Source organism: Photorhabdus sp. CRCIA-P01 (genome assembly GCF_003545805.1).
Lineage (GTDB): Bacteria > Pseudomonadota > Gammaproteobacteria > Enterobacterales > Enterobacteriaceae > Photorhabdus > Photorhabdus antumapuensis.
The window spans coordinates 37,508-59,447 of the sequence record NZ_NMQR01000001.1; the positions used below are offsets into that span (position 1 = coordinate 37,508).

At 42.5% G+C, this 21,940-nt stretch carries 18 protein-coding genes and 1 pseudogene; 9 read left to right on the top strand and 10 right to left on the bottom strand.

Annotated features, from left to right (window positions below; translation table 11 throughout):
- Positions 1–71: 71 nt before the first annotated feature.
- Positions 72–1,556: a sodium/proline symporter PutP gene (putP, locus tag D3222_RS00225; protein WP_118984304.1), complete on the bottom strand. Its 1,485-nt coding sequence runs from the start codon at positions 1,554–1,556 to the stop codon at positions 72–74.
- A 486-nt stretch (positions 1,557–2,042) separates the two neighbouring features.
- Here putP and putA point away from each other — a divergent pair, with 486 nt between their 5' ends.
- Entirely contained in the window at positions 2,043–6,023 is a 3,981-nt protein-coding gene (gene putA, locus D3222_RS00230; protein WP_118984305.1) for a trifunctional transcriptional regulator/proline dehydrogenase/L-glutamate gamma-semialdehyde dehydrogenase, read from the top strand.
- A gap of 110 nt (positions 6,024–6,133) precedes the next feature.
- Here the strand turns inward: putA and D3222_RS00235 are convergent, their stop codons facing one another.
- From D3222_RS00235 to D3222_RS00260, 5 genes are all read right to left on the bottom strand, one after another.
- Positions 6,134–6,658: a GNAT family N-acetyltransferase gene (locus D3222_RS00235; RefSeq protein WP_157975258.1), complete on the bottom strand. Its 525-nt coding sequence runs from the start codon at positions 6,656–6,658 to the stop codon at positions 6,134–6,136.
- Between the two features lie 267 nt (positions 6,659–6,925).
- The gene (locus D3222_RS24895; protein ID WP_157975259.1) at positions 6,926–7,399 is read right to left on the bottom strand and encodes a hypothetical protein; all 474 of its coding nucleotides are present in this window, start codon (positions 7,397–7,399) and stop codon (positions 6,926–6,928) included.
- Between the two features lie 417 nt (positions 7,400–7,816).
- On the bottom strand, positions 7,817–8,323 hold the full coding sequence (locus tag D3222_RS00250) for a hypothetical protein (protein WP_118984309.1): 507 nt from the start codon (positions 8,321–8,323) through the stop codon (positions 7,817–7,819).
- Positions 8,298–8,951: a multinuclear nonheme iron-dependent oxidase gene (locus tag D3222_RS00255; RefSeq protein WP_339367455.1), complete on the bottom strand. Its 654-nt coding sequence runs from the start codon at positions 8,949–8,951 to the stop codon at positions 8,298–8,300. The genes D3222_RS00250 and D3222_RS00255 overlap by 26 nt, the downstream gene beginning before the upstream one ends.
- A 129-nt stretch (positions 8,952–9,080) precedes the next feature.
- Positions 9,081–10,157 carry a multinuclear nonheme iron-dependent oxidase gene (locus D3222_RS00260; protein ID WP_118984311.1) on the bottom strand — a complete coding sequence of 359 codons (1,077 nt, stop codon included), beginning with the start codon at positions 10,155–10,157 and terminating at the stop codon, positions 9,081–9,083.
- Between the two features lie 442 nt (positions 10,158–10,599).
- On the opposite strand from D3222_RS00260, the pseudogene D3222_RS00265 reads away from it, so the two are divergent.
- Positions 10,600–10,960, top strand: a pseudogene (locus D3222_RS00265) (transposase); the annotation flags it as partial.
- A 165-nt stretch (positions 10,961–11,125) separates the two neighbouring features.
- Here the strand turns inward: D3222_RS00265 and fliZ are convergent.
- From fliZ to D3222_RS00280, 3 genes are all read right to left on the bottom strand, one after another.
- A complete protein-coding gene (fliZ, locus tag D3222_RS00270; RefSeq protein ID WP_011146218.1) occupies positions 11,126–11,638 on the bottom strand; it encodes a flagella biosynthesis regulatory protein FliZ in 513 nt (170 codons plus the stop codon).
- 53 nt (positions 11,639–11,691) lie between these two features.
- Positions 11,692–12,414, bottom strand: coding sequence for an RNA polymerase sigma factor FliA (locus D3222_RS00275; protein ID WP_112876894.1), 723 nt, complete (start codon positions 12,412–12,414; stop codon positions 11,692–11,694).
- 246 nt (positions 12,415–12,660) lie between these two features.
- Positions 12,661–13,728, bottom strand: a complete 1,068-nt coding sequence (locus D3222_RS00280; RefSeq protein ID WP_118984312.1) for a FliC/FljB family flagellin — start codon at positions 13,726–13,728, stop codon at positions 12,661–12,663.
- A gap of 274 nt (positions 13,729–14,002) precedes the next feature.
- Here D3222_RS00280 and fliD point away from each other — a divergent pair, with 274 nt between their 5' ends.
- From fliD to fliT, 3 genes are read left to right on the top strand one after another with little or no spacing between them, the layout of a single operon-like run.
- On the top strand, positions 14,003–15,421 hold the full coding sequence (gene fliD, locus D3222_RS00285; RefSeq protein ID WP_118984313.1) for a flagellar filament capping protein FliD: 1,419 nt from the start codon (positions 14,003–14,005) through the stop codon (positions 15,419–15,421).
- 12 nt (positions 15,422–15,433) lie between these two features.
- Entirely contained in the window at positions 15,434–15,844 is a 411-nt protein-coding gene (fliS, locus tag D3222_RS00290; protein ID WP_118984314.1) for a flagellar export chaperone FliS, read from the top strand.
- Entirely contained in the window at positions 15,844–16,218 is a 375-nt protein-coding gene (fliT, locus tag D3222_RS00295) for a flagella biosynthesis regulatory protein FliT (protein ID WP_118984315.1), read from the top strand. The genes fliS and fliT overlap by 1 nt, the downstream gene beginning before the upstream one ends.
- A 354-nt stretch (positions 16,219–16,572) precedes the next feature.
- On the opposite strand, the gene fliE is transcribed toward fliT, so the two are convergent.
- Positions 16,573–16,884 carry a flagellar hook-basal body complex protein FliE gene (gene fliE / locus D3222_RS00300; RefSeq protein WP_118984316.1) on the bottom strand — a complete coding sequence of 104 codons (312 nt, stop codon included), beginning with the start codon at positions 16,882–16,884 and terminating at the stop codon, positions 16,573–16,575.
- A gap of 284 nt (positions 16,885–17,168) precedes the next feature.
- Here fliE and fliF point away from each other — a divergent pair, with 284 nt between their 5' ends.
- From fliF to fliI, 4 genes are read left to right on the top strand one after another with little or no spacing between them, the layout of a single operon-like run.
- A complete protein-coding gene (gene fliF, locus D3222_RS00305) occupies positions 17,169–18,872 on the top strand; it encodes a flagellar basal-body MS-ring/collar protein FliF (protein ID WP_118984317.1) in 1,704 nt (567 codons plus the stop codon).
- Positions 18,869–19,861: a flagellar motor switch protein FliG gene (gene fliG, locus D3222_RS00310; protein WP_118984318.1), complete on the top strand. Its 993-nt coding sequence runs from the start codon at positions 18,869–18,871 to the stop codon at positions 19,859–19,861. Before fliF ends, fliG begins: the two co-directional genes overlap by 4 nt.
- On the top strand, positions 19,854–20,558 hold the full coding sequence (gene fliH, locus D3222_RS00315) for a flagellar assembly protein FliH (RefSeq protein WP_118984319.1): 705 nt from the start codon (positions 19,854–19,856) through the stop codon (positions 20,556–20,558). Before fliG ends, fliH begins: the two co-directional genes overlap by 8 nt.
- A complete protein-coding gene (gene fliI / locus D3222_RS00320) occupies positions 20,558–21,922 on the top strand; it encodes a flagellar protein export ATPase FliI (RefSeq protein WP_118984320.1) in 1,365 nt (454 codons plus the stop codon). The genes fliH and fliI overlap by 1 nt, the downstream gene beginning before the upstream one ends.
- Positions 21,923–21,940: the final 18 nt, after the last annotated feature.

Below are 21,940 nucleotides of genomic sequence, written 5' to 3' on the forward strand. Positions count from 1 at the left end.
ATGATGAAAAAAACAAACCTCGCTATTTTAAACGAGGTTTGTCGGTTTATTTCAATTTACCTTATTTCAACTCATTTAGTTTTGTATTGCGCCTCAGCATCAATAAAACGCTGTTGCGATGCGCTGCTCGGCGCTTTACCCAACAGACTCACAACCACGATCGCAATAGAAGCTAAGATAAAGCCAGGAATAATTTCATACAACGCAAACCACTGGTATTTCATCCACACCAATACCGTGACGGCCCCGACCAACATCCCCACTAATGCGCCATTACGTGTCATACGTTTCCAGATAACAGAAATCAGTACAACTGGGCCGAACGCAGCACCAAATCCAGCCCATGCATTACTGACCAGAGCCAGTACTTTATTGTCCGGATTGGTTGCTATCACCATCGCGATGACCGCCACCAGCAACACCATGAAACGCCCCACCCACACCAACTCTTTCTGGCTGGCGGATTTACGGATAAAGGGTTTATAAAGATCTTCCGTCAAAGCACTCGCACACACCAGCAACTGACAGCTTAAGGTACTCATCACCGCGGCCAGAATAGCAGAGAGTAAAATGCCCGCTATCCACGGATTAAACAGAACAACCGCCAATTCCATAAAGATACGCTCACGGTTGGCTGTGACCGCACCAGACAGTTCAGGATGAATTTCAAAATAAGCAATACCGAAAAAACCGACAGCAATTGTGCCTGCCAAACATAACACCATCCAGGTCATACTGATACGACGAGCTTTGCGGATAGTATGATGGGAATCCGCCGCCATGAAACGCGCAAGAATATGTGGTTGACCAAAATAACCTAACCCCCAACCCAACAGCGAGATAATGGCAATAAAGTTCAACCCTTTAAACATATCCATATAAGCCGGACTTTTTGCTGCTATCAGAGCCATAGAGGTATCAATGCCCCCCACAGAGAAAATAACGATAATCGGGGTCAAGATAAGCGCAAAGATCATTAATGAAGCCTGAACCGTATCAGTCCAACTAACCGCCAGAAAGCCGCCTAAGAAAGTATAGGCAATTGTTGCCGCCGCACCGAGCCACATGGCTTTCTGATAACTGATACCGAACGTACTTTCAAATAACAATCCTCCGGCAACCACGCCAGAAGCACAATAGATAGTGAAGAAGATCAGAATAACCAGCGCGGAAATAATACGTAGGATTTTACTGCTATCGTCAAAACGACTGGTGAAATAGTCCGGCAATGTTAGCGCATTATTATTGACTTCCGTCTGGATCCGTAGCCTGCCTGCCACCAATTTCCAGTTCAGGTAAGCGCCTAAAGAGAGGCCAATGGCTATCCAGCTTTCTGAAATCCCCGCGAAATAGACCACGCCAGGTAAGCCCATTAATAACCAGCCACTCATATCCGAAGCACCGGCGGACAAAGCCGTTACCACGCTACCTAATCGCCTTCCTCCCAAGATATAGTCATCAAAATTTTTAGTTGAACGATAAGCCAAAAAACCTATCAACAACATTCCAGTAATGTAGACAATAAAAGTGATTAGCATTGGTGTATTTACTGTCATGCAAGTTCTCCATAGTGTTATCTGTGTTTTGCAAATCCGCAGTTCTCCTGGGTACACAGAGTTTTCCCTGTCAGGTTCAGGAACGTTGCACCTGATTGCACCTAAAAATGGTCCATAATTCTAAATTGAAATAATTATTTTTGTAACCAATTAGAAAGTTACAGTGAATCCTAGATTAGCATCAGGTAATTTAACAACTAATTAACGCCACTTTTTACAAAAAACGTTTACTGAATCACATTTATTTGATTTAAAAATTATACTTTTTAACCATTTCAGGGTTACACCCCGATGTTAGCTATAAAATGTTAAACCAATGTGTATCAACCAGATAAAATCACAAAAATAAATATACCCACCTAATTATAATAACTAGATTAATTTCACAAAAATAAAACAAGCGATTCTCATAAGGTTGCACAAAGTTGCAACATGTCAGATATTATCATGTAATTTTAGATAAACCTTACCTATTAAGGAGCAAGGATGGGTAGTACAACAATGGGCGTGAAGCTTGACGAAGCAACGCGTGATCGCATTAAGGCTGCTGCACAACGGATTGACCGCACTCCACATTGGCTGATTAAACAAGCTATTTTTAATTATCTTGAACGTCTTGAAAATGATGAGCAGATCGCTGAACTCTCCGCTAACCAAGATGTTAAAGAAGAGAAAATAATCGCAGAAGAAACGGTAACAAACTCTTCTTATCAACCTTTCCTCGACTTCGCAGAACATATCCTACCGCAATCAGTAAAACGTTCTGCAATTACTGCTGCCTATCGCCTGCCAGAAACACAAGCCATTCCCATGCTGTTACAACAGGCACAATTGCCAGAAGATCAGGCTCAAGCAACTCATAAGCTGGCTTACAGCATTGCAGAAAAATTGCGTAACCAGAAAAACGGCATTGGTCGTTCAGGTCTGGTTCAAGGGCTATTGCAGGAATTCTCGCTTTCATCTCAGGAAGGCGTTGCTCTGATGTGTCTTGCGGAAGCCTTGCTCCGTATCCCTGATAAAGCCACTCGCGACGCGCTGATCCGCGACAAAATCAGTAACGGCAATTGGCATTCTCATCTGGGCCAAAGTTCATCCATGTTCGTCAATGCGGCAACCTGGGGTCTGCTGTTTACCGGCAAACTGGTTTCTACCCATAACGAGGCCAAACTCTCCACTTCGCTGAATCGCATTATTAGTAAGAGTGGCGAACCATTAGTGCGTAAAGGCGTAGATATGGCAATGCGCCTGATGGGTGAACAGTTTGTGACAGGAGAAACCATCGCTCAAGCGCTGGCAAGTGCGCGTAAGCTGGAAGAAAAAGGGTTCCGTTACTCCTACGACATGCTAGGTGAAGCCGCTTTAACCGAGGAAGATGCTCAGGATTATATGGTTTCCTACCAACAAGCGATTCATGCTATCGGGAAAGCATCTAACGGCCGCGGCATTTATGAAGGGCCTGGAATTTCCATTAAGCTCTCTGCTCTGCACCCGCGTTATAGCCGCGCTCAATATGAACGCGTCATGAATGAGCTATATCCACGCCTGCTTTCCCTGACATTACAGGCACGCCAATACGATATTGGTATCAATATTGATGCCGAAGAAGCAGATCGTCTGGAAATTTCTCTCGATTTGTTGGAAAAACTCTGTTTTGAACCACAACTGGCTGGCTGGAATGGCATTGGTTTCGTGATTCAGGCTTATCAGAAACGCTGCCCCTTTGTTATCGATGCGGTCATTGACTTAGCACAACGCAGCCGCCGTCGATTAATGGTGCGACTGGTAAAAGGCGCTTACTGGGATAGCGAAATTAAACGTGCTCAAATCGATGGGCTGGAAGGTTACCCAGTTTACACCCGCAAAGTTTATACTGACGTTTCTTATCTGGCTTGTGCCCGCAAACTATTGTCAGTACCTAATCTGATTTATCCTCAGTTTGCTACCCATAACGCCCATACTTTAGCTGCTGTTTATCATATGGCGGGCCAAAACTATTACCCCGGTCAATATGAGTTCCAATGCCTGCATGGCATGGGAGAACCTCTGTATGAACAAGTGGTCGGGAAAATTGCTGATGGTAAGTTAAACCGCCCATGCCGTATTTATGCGCCAGTAGGCACCCACGAAACGTTGTTGGCCTATTTAGTCCGTCGTCTGTTGGAGAACGGCGCTAACACCTCTTTTGTCAACCGTATCGCCGATACCACATTACCACTGGATGAACTGGTTGCCGATCCAGTGACAAAGATCCAGAAGCTGGCCGAAACCGGCGTCCAAATCGGTCTTCCACATCCTAAAATCCCTCTGCCTCACAATCTGTATGGCAAAGATCGCGCAAACTCAGCCGGCTTGGATCTGGCCAACGAACATCGTCTGGCTTCTCTTTCCAGTGCGCTATTAAGTTCTGCTACCGAAGAGCAGTATAGCGAGCCACTACTGGGCGGCCATTATCACCATCAAGGTGAGTTACCGGCCACTAAACCGGTTATAAACCCGGCGGCCCCTTCGGATATTGTCGGCTATGTTCGTGAGGCAACTGAGCAGGAAGTCAGTCATGCGCTGGATGTCGCAACAGAAGCTGGCGCAATTTGGTTTGCGACACCACCATCAGAACGGGCTGCTATTCTGGTTCGTGCGGCGGAATTAATGGAAAACCAGATGCAACCGCTATTAGGTATTTTGGTTCGGGAAGCCGGCAAAACCTTTAATAATGCGATTGCCGAGGTACGTGAAGCGGTCGATTTCCTCCATTACTATGCGGGACAAGTTCGCCATGATTTCGCTAATGATACTCATCGCCCACTGGGGCCGGTCGTCTGTATCAGCCCGTGGAACTTCCCATTAGCTATTTTTACCGGACAGATAGCGGCTGCATTGGCCGCCGGTAACAGTGTATTAGCAAAACCGGCGGAACAGACCCCATTAATTGCGGCAACAGCGGTCAAAATACTGCATCAAGCAGGTATTCCCCACGATGCATTGCAATTATTACCCGGTCAAGGTGAAACCATTGGCTCTCTTCTGGTGGGTGATGAGAGAGTGCGAGGTGTAATGTTTACTGGCTCCACTGAAGTGGCCGGTCTGTTACAACGTAACATTGCCGGACGACTTGATGCACAAGGGCGTCCAACTCCTCTGATTGCCGAAACCGGTGGCCTGAATGCAATGATTGTCGACTCTTCCGCGCTGACAGAACAAGTTGTTACGGATGTGGTCGCCTCTGCTTTTGACAGTGCAGGTCAACGTTGTTCTGCCTTGCGTATCCTCTGTATTCAAGATGATGTAGCAGAAAGAACCATCACCATGCTGAAAGGCGCTATGTCTGAATGCCGGATGGGTAATCCTGAACGCCTGTCCACCGATATCGGCCCAGTCATTGATGCGGAAGCCAAAGCGGGTATTGATCGCCATATTCAAGCAATGCGTACCAAAGGGCACACGATTTATCAGGCAACACAAGATAATGTGGTCGACAATCAAGAGTGGGATCACGGTACTTTCGTTAAACCGACACTGATTGAACTGGAAAGCTTTGATGAGTTGAAACAGGAGATTTTCGGTCCGGTTCTGCATGTTGTTCGTTTCAAACGTAATGAACTGGATAAGTTACTGGAGCAGATTAACAACTCTAACTACGGTCTGACTCTGGGCATCCATACCCGTATTGACGAAACGATTGCACAAGTTACCGCTAAGGCGAAAGTCGGTAATCTGTATGTCAACCGCAACATGGTAGGCGCTGTTGTTGGCGTACAACCATTCGGTGGTGAAGGCTTGTCCGGTACCGGACCAAAAGCAGGTGGCCCACTCTATCTGTATCGTCTACTCTCTTGCCGTCCTCAAAATGCAATCAACCAAACGTTGGAACGTCAGGATGCTGAATATCCATTGGATGCCAATGCCCGTTCAGCACTGATGGCACCCTTTGATGCACTGACAGAATGGGCTGCCAATCAGCACAACGAAGAACTAAATCAGTTAGTTCAACAATATAAATTGCTGGCACAAAGTGGTACCACTCGCCTGTTACCGGGGCCAACAGGCGAACGCAATACTTACACCCTGTTACCTCGTGGTCAGGTACTGTGTCTGGCGGATAATCAACAAGATACATTCATTCAACTGGCAGCAACACTGTCTGTAGGCTGTCAGTTGCTATGGCAAAATGATGAATTACATCAACAACTGTTTCGTCAATTACCAGATAGCGTCCGTAAATCAATCCATTTGGTTCAGGACTGGCAAAGTGAAGATACAGCATTCGAAGCGGTTATTTACCACGGCGACTCTGATCAACTGCGTCAAGTTTGCGAACACGTCGCTCAACGTAAAGGCGTTATCATTTCCGTACAAGGTTTTGCCCGTGGAGAAACTAATCTACTGTTAGAACGTCTGCTGCATGAACGTTCACTGAGCATTAACACGGCGGCAGCGGGAGGCAATGCTAGTCTGATGACTATCGGTTAATTTCGGCTGTAGCTAAGGGGAACACATCAAAAATGTGTTCCCCCCAGATTAGAAGTCAACCTCAAAACTCTGTTAACTCCCATCGAATATAGGAGTAATAGTGTAATCATCTACCTCAATTCTCCATCAGATATTCCTTTAGTCATATAGTATTCATCTGTCAGTTCACCATTTATAAATAGTGAGCTAGTTCTGATGCCAGAAAAAATAAAACCTGATGACAAATACAGCTTTATTGCCAATGTGTTTTTTATTGCAACGGTTAACTCAAGTCTGCTAATTCCATTTTTCCGTGACCAATCTTGCGCTTTGTCGAGTAAGGTTCTCGCTATACCTTTGTTTCTATATTCTTTTTTCACTCCAATAACAATAGAACCCAGATGCCTGTTCCTATTGAACAAGCCCCTAGATATAACAATAAATCCAACAATATTTTTGTTATCTTCACATATTAACATTTGCCTGTCTTTGTCGAATCCTTTTATTATATCCATCTGTTCTTCAACACTTGTTTTTCTTTCTCCCGGCTCAAGCAACATAAATTCCGATGTGTTATCCAAATCATTAAGAAAAACAATGAGATTGTTTGCATCTTCTACGTTAACTTCTCTAAAAACAAAGATTTCTTTTTCCATAGCGAATACCATATTAATGAAATTAACATATACAATATATTACTGCATACAAAAGTCAATAATATTTCGAATGATGTTGGGCTAATTAATGTAGAGGTGACCACAAGTACGGTGATAATGGGAATCACCTTAAGATATACAGATTTTGAGTTTGGTGATTTGCTCCTTATTCTGTTAATAATAGATAAAGAAATCAAGTCAAAGAATATAACTAATGCGCAAGTTATTATGTCTATTGTTTCTGTTAGCGTGTTAAACAGCATCAAACTAATTAATGGTGAGACGGCTGAAAAAAATAATAAGGTAAAAGAAGTTAGTACCCATCGCGATATTTAAAAAATTGCTGTCACCCCCTCTGTAATTTGAAGCCAATGAAATAATAGCAGAAAAACCTGTGACAAATAGGTAATTCATAACCCCCATGTAAACAAATAATTTTGATAATTCTATGTTTGAAATTAATGTCGATACAAACCTTATTAAAATAGACATCAATATTACTAATAATGTAGATGTCAAAGCCTCGTTTATTCCTATAATCATAATATCCTTAATGTAAGGCAAATCAATTTTTTTCCATTTTATAAACTTTATTAATGGGATTGAAGATGAGATGGCCATGTATGCCCTTGAGATACTGATGGCAAGAGCAATAGAAAATATTAAATCACCAGTAAATAAGTATAATACAATCAGGGCGAATACATTTACTAATATACTGAATGAGTTAACTTTTACCATGTATCTTTCTTGTTTTGTAGACTCTAGGATTGCACAGTTAACAGAATATATACATAATGGTATAATGCCGATTGATAGTATCAATGCTGTTTTCTTTATTACTGTATGGTCACTGTAATAATGTATTGATATCACAGATATTAGAGTTATTAATAAACCTATTATCGTCCCTGTCATTAAAAGCCAAGTGTAGTTTTCGTAAGTGTAGTTTTTATTTTCAATGTCTGATTTTATATTAATGCCGATGAAAAAGGTACATGAAGCAACAACAAATATCTGAATCAACTGTGATGATAGTAAAAAAAACCAGCATTGTCTACAGACAATTGATATATTAGTGCAGTAATAATGAGTTGCATTGCCATGTTGAGTACTCTACTCTTAAACATTGTTATCGATGGCAATATAATACTCTTGTCAAATATATATAATTTCTTTTCTTTCATCATGAGATCCATCATTCATAATATCAATCTTAACTATGTATAATTTTCTCGCAACTGATGCTTTTTTTGACTTTTTTGCTATAAACTTATATCCTTCTTTAATCTTGGAGTATATTATTATCTCTTCTTTGTCGCTTTTATCAAAATAAGTCCATTGGCTTGCTGAGAAGATTAATAAATCATTAATCATCTTATCTGTAAGGGGCTTTTTATTTTCATATCTGAAAGATAAAAAGTATGCAAATATTCTCCAGTTGAGATGATATTTCCTTTTGTTTGCCCAACGTATAAATTCTTCTACTTCTTCAAAAGAAACTTCGGCTTTAGATCGGCTCAGAGGATTATTTAGTACGCAAGTTATGTTGTAGATCATAAGTTTAGATAGAGAGTTTGATTTGTTTTTTGGTAGTTCTGATTCGGACTCTCCAGTTACAACATAAGAGTAACAATTTCTATTGTCTGCATAATTCGATGTCATTAATCCAGTCTCCTAATATAAAATTATCATCTCTTTCAACAGATAGTGATGTAAGGTTGTCCTTACTCTCTGTTTCCAACTTATAAAAATACTCTAATGAAAGATTAGATATTCCATCTGCATGAGTGTCGACCAGGAAAACAGGGCATAATGATGTTTCTGCATAACCACCAATATGAAGATGGTTCATTTCTATATCAAGCCATTCTTCAAATGGAGTTCCTGTGTTTTCTTGTGCAATCACAGCATTTGATATATCAAACAAAAGTCCATTGCCGCATTTTTTTGTCATTTCTTTAAAAAAATCTGGTTGTAGCCTAGCGTTTTCATCAAGTATTGAAGGGAAGTTTTCTAAATAAATTTTTTCTCCAATTATGTCTTGCCAAAGGCTTACTGAATCGAAGTATTTATCTTTTTCAGAAGAGTAGTCTACTTCACTCATTGTTGGTAAAGGATAGCTATTATGATAAAAAACACCCACATGGTCAGATATATATATGGGGTTTAGTTCTTTTTGGAGTAATCTTATTCTTTTCCCTATACTCTCTAAATCTTGTTTGCTTCTGTGCATATATTTAGAGTTCATGATATGAAATGCTATCGGTAATCCTTTGCTTATGTCAAGTATTGAGTCAGGAGAACACTATAAAAAGTTATCAATTAATATCTCTATAAAATCGACCTTTTTTAGTGATATTATCTCTTTTAGAACACTTAGTTCTCTATTCCCAGACCAATTGGTTCCTATTTGCATGATTCACCTATTCAAAAAATTTTCGAATGATTTTAAATAATGAACTGAATTTATAGTTTCATCTTCCTCTTCTTTTGTTAGACATAGATTTACTTCACTTCCTTCTATACTTAATATCCAACTAGATATAAGTGACTCAATGTTTTCTGACTTAGCGATTTCAATTTCCTTCTTGTTTTTTATGGCTGCCAGCAGGGTTTTTGATAGATATGATCTCGCATAATCACTCATGTTGGTATTTGAGAGTTTACTTGTTTTTTTATTTTTTAATAAAATTGAATCTAGTTTTTCAAAGTCATTATTATAGCCAGCTAAATTCTTTAACCAAGAATTTTCCGTGTGCTCAATATTTATATAGCAATCTTCTTTGATTAATTTGCTGGAAACTATTTTCTCAAAAGAATCCCAAACAATATGATGAACTCTCTCTGAATGCCCATCATGAAATGTCCCATCCCTCCCCTCAATTATGCCTGATAGATGAACCTCGACTACATTATCCCAATCTATCATTCCAATAAATATAAGAGGATCAACTTTTGCATTTACTGAATTGATGATTAAATGAGCCAAATCAACTATTTGTTTAGAATCACTTTCTTTACTTATATAATTCGCGCTTATTATCGCGTTAGAGATCTCACTTGGTTCACCAGAGTAAAAATTTGAATTTTCTATCCACGTATCTATCTGATATATTTGGGAAACTCTTTTTAAGAAATTTATAGCATTTCTTTCTTTCCTATTGCTTCTTGCATAATGGGGAGTAAAACCATACTTACCAATGTTATCTTTTCTACTCCCACATAAATGAAAACCAATGCTAATTGTTTTTTCCTTGTTGATTATTTTTGGCATAATGTTATTAATATAGTTACAACCTGATCGCATATCTTCTGTTATTGCACTTCTGGCGATGTGAAGAGAGAATTTTCCATTGTATCTTTCGAATGGAGTTCTTTTTTCTGCAACTGATAAAATATTGTATGCAGTAATCCCTAATTCTATCATCGATACTTTACTCGGTATGTATATTTCACCGCTAAGAAAATTAGAATTAAAACCACATGCTATTCTCATGCCTCCTCCTTACACAAAACATGGCCAACCAAAATTGGTTAGCCATACGCCAATATTTTTATTTATTGTATGAACCGCAGGTCATTTCTTCAACTTCAACAGATGTTTTCTTTTACATCTTTATATCCTCAATTTAGTTTTAAAAGTGACTTTTCATAAAGTCACTTAATTATATAATCTACAATATTCATAATGTCTTTTTATTTTCTTTGTAATTATGATACAGATCACAATAAATGTTATGAATATATTACGATAATGTTATTGACAAAATTCTGGTTTTTTATCCAGCACTTTGTTTTAATTAAGTTCCGTTCACCAGATGGACAGTTCCCACCTGAAAGCCAGCATTAATCCACATAAATTGGAGAATGTCAGACAGCCAGCTCTCCCCAGAGCTTATCTTGATGCACTGGATAAAACCGTCAATGAAGACTACCAAGCGATCTGCCAATATTGTCCGCAACGCAGCACTTGTACTCATGCTAAAGGCAGAAAAAAGATAACCCTCCATGTTTGAAAAACCAGCAAAGAGCAAACAAGAGAACCGATTAACACCGTGGGGTAAAAAGCTCTACGCGCGACAAAAGGAGGCGATAGAGCGCAGTTTTGCTGATACGAAGCAGCATCACGGACACTGTTATACCCATTTTCATTGGTTGCTGAAAGTTTAAATACAGTGCCTTTTGGCAGCAATAGCCCAAAATATCAAGAAGATAACATTGCTAGTTGTGATGCTTTGTTGTTTTTACTTCTGGATGGCGAGAATATTCAATGCAGCAGAAGCTAACATAACCCCCTAGCGAGCGATTAAGCCGGATTAATGAGGAAAACGAGTTGCATGATTATTCATCATGAAAGAAAAAAACCTCATTATTTTTAACGAAGTTTGTCAACGAGCTAAGGGGAACACATCAAAAATGTGTTCCCCCCAAATTAATCATCTCTTTGCTGTTTATACTTCCAGCTTAGTGACCGCCCTGCTGCCAGCTCAAATACTGTTCATACTTGCGCAAAGCAATGTTGTAGTTACTGAATGCCGACTGTGACAGTTTCTCACTCAGTTTTTCCTGAATTTTCTCTGTTGTGAACTCTTTTACAGGGTAATTGCTTGAAGTGAGCAATTCATCCAAACGTCGTAAACGCACCACATACTCACGAACAGTACTATGACTCATTTCAGTCTGTTCAAACAGGTACTGTTTGAACGACATGATGTCAAAATAATCTGTCTCGCTATTGCAATAAATCTCACTGCAAAAACGGCATAACGCGACAAATTTATCTTGCAGCTCATCCCAAGTCTTGTCATCAATCAACTCCGTCATCTCGGAGATGGACTCTTTGTTGATCACTTGGCCATTAAAAACCAAAGAGATACGGTCAAGAGCTTTGTGACAATGCAAGCAATGAGTTTGACTATGTTTATAGTCTTTAATGTAACGGCTGAGCGGCCGTTTCTTTTGTGTTGTAACAGACATAAGAGATAAGCCCTGTGTGTAGTCTTAAACAAAAAAACAAATAAGCAAAAAAGTTACTTTTCCGGATTTAAGCGTGCCCGCAAGCGTTTAATCGCCTGGCTGTGTAGCTGACTTATACGGGACTCCCCGACTTCAAGTACTGCGCCAATCTCTTTCAGATTAAGTTCTTCCTGATAATACAGCGTCAGAACCATTTTTTCTCGTTCAGGTAACGAATCGATTGCCTCAATTACCCGTTGACGAACGTCACTCTCCAGCAATTGTTGTAAGGGATTGGTTTCATGCCCTTCTTCAATGACAGGTTCACAGCTTTCACCATGCATTTCATGCCATTCGTCATACGAAAACAACTGACTGTTATTCGTATCTAACAGTATCTGCCGATATTCTACCAGATCAATCTTTAATTCTTTAGCAACTTCCTGCTCACTGGCTGGACGGCCTAAGTCTTGCTCAAGTTTACGGATGATTTGCGTCACTTCGCGCGCATTACGGCGCACGCTACGCGGAGCCCAATCGCGGCTCCTTAACTCATCCAACATTGCACCTCTGATGCGTTGTACCGCATAAGTGGTAAACGCGGTTCCCTGTAAGGAATCAAAGCGTTCCACCGCATTTAGTAAGCCGATTCCCCCGGCCTGAAGTAGATCATCCAGCTCCACACACGCGGGTAACCTAACTTGTAGCCTTAACGCTTCATGGCGAACTAATGGTACGTAGCGCTTCCAGAGGCTGTTTTTGTCCATCACGCCTTCGGCGGTATACAAATCGCTCACAACAACAGACACCTTTGGAAAAAGAGACTAACCCTCATTATCCAATCCCCTAACAAGGGCAATCGTTTGAACAATGTAGTAAAAACGCTTCTTTTTCACCTATGCGAAATTTATTGCCCGCCTAATAGTATCACAAATTTTAGGCTGTTCCCGATAAACTCCTAAAAAAGAAGGACCGGCGAACCGATCCTTGATTTATTTGGATTTTTATGTGAATCAGGTTCACATATTGCCCTAGCTGAGCAATTAACGCAGCAGAGACAATACGTTATTAGGAATTTGGTTAGCCTGAGCCAGAACCGCAGTACCTGCCTGTTGCAGAATTTGACCACGGCTCATGTTAGACACTTCGGTCGCATAGTCAGCATCTTCGATACGGCTACGAGCAGCGCTCAGGTTGTTAACCGTGTTGTTCAGGTTGTTAACGGTAGATTCCAGACGGTTCTGAATAGCCCCCAGAGAACTGCGCAGGCTGTCAACTTTTGCCAGAGCCTTGTCCAAAGTTTCCAGAGGCTTTTCTGATGCTTTAGCTGTGACTTCATTACCTGCGGTTAATTTACCACTAGTCTTATCAATCTTAGCGTCGAAATATTTTACTTTACCATCTGCGTCAGTACCTTTGACAACATAGTTGTCAGGATCAACTGAACCATCATCCTTAACAACTTTATAGACTTCTACACTTTTCAGGTCTTTAACTTTAGCATCAGCAGAGTAATCGATATTTTTCTTCGCACCTGCACCATTGTCAACCTGTTCAATTGCTTCGCCGTGTGGAACTGCCGCAGAAACAGTGAATGTACCCAGTCCCAGAATATTACTGTCAATTTTTTCCAGATTAATTTTGATAACTTCGTTATCGTTAGCACCAACCTGAATGGTCATTTCGTTCTTTTCACTTAGAACATGAACACCGTTAAATTGAGTCTGTTTAGAAATACGATCAATTTCCTTTAAACGCTCAGTAACTTCTTCCTGGATAGATTTGGTATCACTCTCAGAGTTGGTTTCGTTTTTCGCCTGAACAGCCAGTTCACGAATACGTTGTAAGTTGGTGTTAATTTCGTTCAAAGCACCTTCGGTAGTCTGTGCAATAGAGATACCGTCATTAGCGTTACGTGCTGCCTGAGTCAAACCTCTAACATTTGAAGTGAAACGGTTAGCGATCGCTTGACCAGCCGCATCATCCTTCGCGCTATTGATACGCAGACCAGAAGACAGACGCTCGATAGCATTACCCAAAGTACCCTGGGATTTGGTCAGGTTATTCTGAGTCAGCAGGGACAGGCTGTTGGTGTTGATGACTTGTGCCATAATTAGAGTTCCTTTTTAAAATCAAGTCGATATATAAGTTTGGGTTTTACCCACGGTGTTCACCACCGCCAACAGTTTTATCGGCGCTCCTCAAAGAACCTTTAATTTTTCTTGAAAAAACTTTTTCTTTTTTATCACTTTGCCCTGATAAGCCAAACAGCGCCGGTTCTTCACGACTATTCTTACCATAGAAAAATTATTTTTATTAGTAAACTTTTCTAAAAACTTACCGATAACCGGTTCAATAAAGCTTTACTAATAAAGGAGTCAATAAATGGCTAGCATTTCTTCATTAGGCGCCGGGTCGGGGATGGATCTGGGCTCTATATTGGATAAACTTCAGGCAGCAGAACAAAAACGTTTAGTACCGCTGACAGAGCAACAAACCAGTTATAAAGGTAAGCTAACCGCTTTTGGTACATTAAAAGGCAGTTTAGAAAAACTGGAAACCGCATCTGAATCACTGAAAAAGTTCGATAAACTTAACACCACCACTGCCAGCGAAAAACATGATGCATTCGTTGCTAGTACTGATTCTAAAGCCAGCCCAGGTAACTACAGTATTGAAGTTAAGCAATTAGCGCAGGCACAATCATTACAGGCAGAAAAAGTCAGTAATATCAAAGAACCTATAGGGGAAGATTTGGGTGAAGGTAAAACCCGAATAATCACCATTACTCAGCCTGGCGAAAAAAAGCCGATGAAAATCGAGCTGACACACAACCAAACATCCATTATTGAGATTCGTGATGCAATTAATAAACAAGAAGGTAATGTCAACGCCAGTATTATTAAGGCAAAAGATGGCGAAAACTATTTAGTGCTAACGGCTAAAAAAGCTGGCACTGAATCCGTGATGACCATCAAAGTTGAAGGTGATAACAAACTTAGCCAATTTTTAGACTATACTCCGGGTACAACGAGTAAACTAACTCAAACCGTCGAAGCTAAGAATGCACTCTTGACCGTTAATAACATTCCAATTGAGCGTCAGACAAACCATATTACCGATGCACCCGAAGGCGTTAAACTGGATCTGAAAAAAACGACCGAAGATAAAGATAAACTTGGGAAACATAAGCCAGAAATGTTGGTCGTATCCCGTGATATCGAGCCGATGAAAGAGGCAATTAAAAACTGGGTTGATGCTTATAATGAGTTGCAAACGACATTTGATTCACTGACCAAATATAAGCCAGTAAAACAGGGTGAAGAACCGTCGAAAGACAATGGTGCTTTATTGGGTGACAGTACATTACGCGGAATACAGAATCAACTAAAAAGCCAGATTTTCAGCTCTCAGGCGGCTAATGATATTCCAACCCTAAATAAACTGGGCATTAAACAAAAGCTTGACGGTAAACTAGAAATTGATAACGAAAAACTAGAAAAGAATCTAAAAGAAAAACCGGCTAATGTGAAAGCATTCTTTATGGGTAACGGTAAAGAAACAGGTTTTGCCACTCAGACCCATAAACTATTAAAAGATGCTCTGGATAGCCATGAAGGTACCTTGGTTACCGCCACCAATGGCATTAACAAGCGCCTAAAAACCCTTGAGAGACAAGTGGACAGGACGAAAGACAGTATTAACCAAACGGTTGAACGTTATAAACGCCAATTTTCACAACTGGATAAAATGGTCACTTCCTTGACACAGACCGGTAACTTCCTATTACAGCAGATGAGATAATTAAAGGAAATTATGTATCAACGTTCGGCAAGTCAATTATATGCCCAGATAGATGTGGAGAGCGAAATTATGAATGCCTCCCCCTATCAGTTGATTCAGATTTTGTTCAACGGGGCGCTTAGCGCCCTACGTCGAGCAATTATTCTGATGGAACAAGGTAATATCGCAGAAAAAGGTGCAGCTATTTCCAAAGCGATCAATATCATTGATAATGGCCTCAAACAGGGGTTAGATAACGAAAAAGGTGGAGAGCTGGCACACAATCTCGCTTCCCTTTACGACTATATGACCCAACGTTTACTCCACGCTAATTTACGTAATGATGAATCAGCCATTACCGAAGTAATCAAGTTACTCACCGAGATTTCAGACGCTTGGCGGCAAATTGGCCCTCATTACAACGGCAGTCAGGATATTGTTTAATGGATAATGAAATGGATCTTTTGTCAGCTTACCAACGGATCCTAAGTTTAAGTGAGCAAATGCTTAATTTAGCCAAAAATGAAAAATGGGATGAACTTGTTGATATGGAAATCACCTACCTCAAGGCAGTAGAAGTGATCAGCCACTCTTCAATATCATCGACAACTTCTCTTTCGTTACAGCAAAAAATGACCAACATCTTGCAGATAATTTTAGATAATGAAAATGAGATTAAAAAACTACTACAGAAAAGACTTGATGAGTTAAGTAAACTCATCAAACAAGCCAGCCGACAGCAATTATTAAATGATAGCTACGGCCAATTTCCTGTTGAACCTTATCATATTCTTATGAATTCTACGGAGCAAAAGTAATTGAGAAATAAAGGTGATGTATCTTCATCACCATTATTTACTCGTTTTGTGAGCTTGGTTTAGAACGTATTGATTTCAATTCAGATCATAAGAAATAGATAAAAAATCTGGGTGATCAAATAATACCCTGCTTTTCATTTTCAATATCTTATACGTCAATGAAAGGTATTTTACATTTCTGACACAAATTATAGAGATTCTCTATAATCCATCAGCAAAAACAATTCTCCCATAAAGTGACTCTGCAAGCGAACCAGAAATTTGAGTCCAGGCATCCGTGGGGTAATATGGTCGCCCCTGTAAGTTGTCGATAATACAAAAGGTTTATGACAATAGATATCAATAAGTTAATACCTACACCGGCATATTCATAATCTCCTGATAAGAAGCCACCAGCTTATTTCTTACCTGGACGCCCATTTGCAAAGCGATACTGGATTTCTGCATCTCCACCATAACATCATTCAATTCAACTCCGGGTACACCCAGTGTAAAATCCTGAGTTTGTTTTGTGGCATTCAAACGTGTCTGATTAATTTTACCAATGGCTGCCGTCAGTTGACTGGCAAATCCCCCCTGCAACGGTATTGGTTTTGCGATACTTGCTGCCTGTAACACCTGAGCCTGCATCTGTTGCAGCACACCTTCAATTGCCTGAATTGACATAAAAACCTCGTGTTAAACCACCCTATACCCTACGCAATTCAATGCCATATTAACCTGAGATTTATACGGCATATTTTTAGATTGCCACCCTAACATAGCCCCCTCAATCTAAAGCGGGTAATTAAAGTAAAAAGTCAGGGCTTATTGTGCCATTAAAAGATGAGTGAACAGCGAATAATGACAAGAATGAAAATAGGAAGAATTTTTTCGCTTGCGTATGGGGAGTCTGTTTTGTTACGCCACGCTTTTAGTATTCATGTTGAACAGCAAGGCAAGGATCGTCTATGAGTGCCGCAACAACTGACGTTGAAAATCAAACTAAAGGTTTCAGTGCTATCATTAACCAGATAAAAGCTGATCCTAAAGTGCCATTATTAGTTGCCGGCAGCGCAGCCATTGCGATTGTCATTGCCCTTTTCCTGTGGTTACGCAGCCCCGATTATCGGGTGCTTTACAGTAATCTAAGCGATAAAGATGGTGGCGATATTGTCACCCAACTAACCCAATTAAATGTCCCTTACCGTTTTGCCGAAAATGGCGCGGCTATCATGATCCCTGCCGAACAGGTGCATGAGACACGGCTAAGATTGGCACAACAAGGGCTACCTAAAGGTGGAGCTGCTGGATTCGAACTACTCGATAAAGAAAAGTTTGGGATCAGCCAATTTAGTGAGCAAGTTAACTACCAAAGGGCATTGGAAGGTGAACTGTCACGTACCATTGAATCTTTAGGGCCGGTGCAAAATGCCCGCGTTCACCTTGCACTCCCCAAACCCTCGCTGTTTGTCCGTGAACAGAAATCGCCCTCAGCTTCCGTTACTGTTGGATTACTGCAAGGCCGTACCTTGGATGAAGGCCAGATAAACGCCATCGTCCATATGGTTTCCAGCAGTGTCGCTGGCTTACCACCGGGCAACGTCACTATCGTTGATCAGACCGGACGTCTGTTGACCCAAGCCGACGCCACCGGACGTGACCTAAACACCAGTCAACTGAAATACATTCAGGAAGTAGAAAACCGTTTCCAGCATCGTATTGAAGCAATTCTGACTCCGGTTGTCGGTCGTGGTAACGTTCACGCACAAGTGACAGCTCAGGTGGATTTTTCTCGCCGCGAAGAGACAGCGGAAGAATATAAACCTAATCAGCCACCAAATCAGGCGGCGGTTCGCTCAAAACAGTTAAGTGAAAGCGAACAGAGTGGCGGCCCTCGGGTTGGCGGTATTCCCGGTGCGCTTTCCAATCAACCGAGCCCTCCACCGAGTGCGCCGATTGATAAACCCAACACCAAAGAGAACAATAAAAACGACAAGAGCGATAAGAAAGCATCATCCGCTGGTAGTAGTCACGAGCGCATGGTCAACAATAATCGCAATAACCGCCGTGACGAAACCACAAACTATGAAGTGGACCGGACTATTCGCCATGTGCAACAGCAAGCTGGCGGTGTTGAACGCTTATCTGTCGCCGTTGTCGTCAATTATGCCACGATAGCAGGCAAAAATGGCCCGGAAACTCAGGCGCTGACACCGGAACAACTGGCGAAAATAGAAGCGCTGACCAGAGAAGCAATGGGCTTTTCCAAAGAGCGTGGCGACAGTTTGAATGTGGTTAATACACCATTTACTGAAAGCAAAGAAAATATCGAAGTGATCCCGGTATGGCAGAATCCGGTTCTGCTGGAAAAAGCCTTTGATTTTGGTCGCTACCTTCTGTTGATACTGGTGGCGTGGCTTCTGTGGCGCAAAATGGTGGTTCCTCAACTCGCCAAAAAACGCGCCGCGGAAAAAGCCGCCCTTGAAGCACGGAAAGTGCAGAAAAAACAAGTGACTGAATCGAGTGCGGAAATGGATGAAAAAACCCGCCAGAGACTGACTCGTCAACGGGTCAGTGCTGAAATTCAAAGCCAACGTATCCGCGAACTGGCAGAAAAAGATCCTCGCGTAGTGGCGCTGGTGATCCGTCAATGGATGAGTAACGAACAATGAGCCTGAACGGAACAGAAAAAAGCGCCGTCATGTTAATGACCCTGGGAGAAGATCAGGCGGCCGAGGTGTTTAAGCACCTGAACTCCAGGGAAGTCCAACAACTCAGTATCACCATGGCGGGTATGCGCCAGGTTTCCAACCAGCAACTGGTCGATGTCTTAGCTGAGTTTGAAGAGGATGCCGGCCAATATGCGGCACTGAGTATCAATGCAAGTGACTATCTGCGTTCGGTGTTGATTAAAGCGCTGGGTGAAGAACGCGCTTCCAGTCTGCTTGAAGATATTCTCGAATCCCGTGAAACCACCACCGGTATGGAGACCCTCAACTTTATGGAACCTCAAATGGCAGCCGATATGATCCGTGAAGAGCATCCACAGATTATCGCCACCATTCTGGTTCACTTAAATCGTGGACAAGCAGCCGATATCCTTGCGCTGTTTGATGACAAATTACGCAACGATATCATGCTACGTATCGCGACTTTCGGTGGTGTACAGCCGGCTGCACTGGCGGAACTCACGGAAGTGCTCAATAACCTGTTAGACGGTCAAAATCTCAAACGTAGCAAAATGGGTGGCGTTCGTACCGCAGCTGAAATTATCAACCTGATGAAAAGTCAGCAAGAGGAGAATGTTATCGAAGCCATGCGTGCCTACGATAACGAACTGGCACAAAAAATCATCGATGAAATGTTCCTGTTCGAAAACCTTATCGATGTGGATGACCGAGGTATCCAACGCCTGTTGCAGGAAATCACAACTGACTCCCTGCTCATTGCACTGAAAGGCTGTAACCAGCAACTGCGCGATCATTTCCTCAACAACATGTCTCAGCGTGCCGCGGAGATTATGCGCGATGACCTGGCAAACCGTGGTCCGGTGCGGATGTCGCAAGTGGAAAGCGAACAGAAAGCGATTCTGCTTATTGTCCGTCGTCTGGCGGAAAGCGGCGAGATTATCCTGAATGGTGGCGACGATAGCTATGTCTGATAAGTTAAACAATGCTGACTGGCAACCCTGGAAACCAAACGAACTGACACAGTGGGAAAAACTACGGGCCAAACCAGAGCCCGTTGATGACTCACAGGAAGACTCTGAGCGCAATGAAATCCTTGAACAGGCGGCAATGCTGGATAACCTGAAAGAACAGGCTCGCCAGGCAGGCCATGAACAAGGATTTACCGAGGGCCAAACACAAGGTTATGAAAAAGGTTACCAAGCCGGCTTAGAGGCCGGTCTGGAACAGGGGCTAAAAGATGCCATTCAGCAACAGAAACCTATCACAGAGCAGTGGCAAAATCTGCTGACCGATTTCCAACACTCACTGGAAGGGCTTGACACGATCATTGCATCCCGCTTGATGCAACTGTCACTGACCGCAGCAAAACAGATCCTAGGTCAGCCAGCGATTTGTGATGGCACTGCCCTGCTCAATCAGATCCGTGAATTTATTCAACAGGAACCGATGTTGAGTGGTAAGCCTCAATTGCGGGTTCATCCACGAGATATGCCAATAATTGAACAACAATTAGGCAATACGCTCTCATTACACGGCTGGCGCTTACTGGCAGATAACAAACTGCATCCTGGTGGTTGCAAAATCAGTGCGGATGAAGGCGATTTGGATGCCAGCCTGGCAACCCGCTGGCATGAGTTATGCCGGCTGGCCGCACCGGGGGAATTGTAATGACAGCAAGACTCGGACGCTGGCTGGCGACACTGGATGCTTTTGAGCAGAAATTAGCGAAAACTTCGCTAGTGCGTCGTTATGGACGTCTGACCAGAGCGACCGGGCTGGTGATGGAGGCAACGGGTTTACATCTGCCTCTGGGGGCAACCTGCCTGATTGAACGACAAAATGGCAGCAATATTGAAGAAGTTGAAAGTGAAGTTGTCGGTTTTAATGGCGAAAAACTGCTCCTCATGCCACTTGAAGATCTGGAAGGAATTGTACCCGACGCCCGTGTATACGCGCGCCCGTACAGTGAAGATTGTGGCAGTGGACGCCAGTTACCCCTTGGCCCGGAACTGTTAGGACGGGTTTTGGATGGCGCCGGTCGTCCACTGGATGGGTTTCCTTCGCCAGATACCGGCTATCGTGCCCCACTCACCACACCGCCAATCAACCCTCTGCAACGTACACCAATCAGTGATGTACTGGATGTCGGTGTACGAGCGATTAATGCCCTACTGACCGTAGGCCGTGGGCAACGTATGGGGTTGTTTGCCGGTTCCGGGGTGGGTAAAAGTGTCCTGCTTGGCATGATGGCACGTTATACACAGGCTGATGTGATTGTCGTTGGCTTGATCGGTGAACGTGGCCGTGAAGTTAAAGATTTTATTGAAAACATCCTTGGCGCCGCCGGTTTAGCCCGCTCAGTAGTTGTCGCCGCACCTGCCGATATTTCACCCCTGTTACGCATGCAAGGTGCATCCTACGCGACCCGGATTGCCGAAGATTTTCGTGACCGGGGTCAACATGTATTACTGATCATGGATTCATTGACCCGCTACAGTATGGCGCAACGTGAAATTGCCCTAGCTATTGGTGAACCTCCGGCAACCAAAGGCTACCCTCCTTCGGTTTTTGCTAAACTTCCGGCGCTCGTGGAGCGGGCAGGCAATGGAGTGAATGGCGGTGGCTCCATTACCGCATTCTACACCGTACTGACCGAAGGTGATGATCAGCAAGACCCGATAGCCGATGCGGCCCGAGCGATTCTGGATGGTCACATTGTCCTTTCTCGTTCACTTGCGGAATCAGGGCACTACCCGGCAATTGATATTGAAGCTTCTATCAGCCGCGCGATGACGGCACTCATTGATAAGCAGCACTACCGGCGAGTACAGCAGTTCAAACAACTACTCGCAAACTATCAGCGTAACCGTGATCTGATTAACGTCGGTGCTTATGCGGCAGGCAGTGATCCGCTATTGGACAAAGCCATTGAGCTTTATCCCTACATGGCACAATTTCTACAGCAAGATATTGAAGAACGTAGTGAATATGAAGCTGCCTGCATTCAATTACAACAGTTGTTACCTACGTAACGTAACGATTTTCTGTGT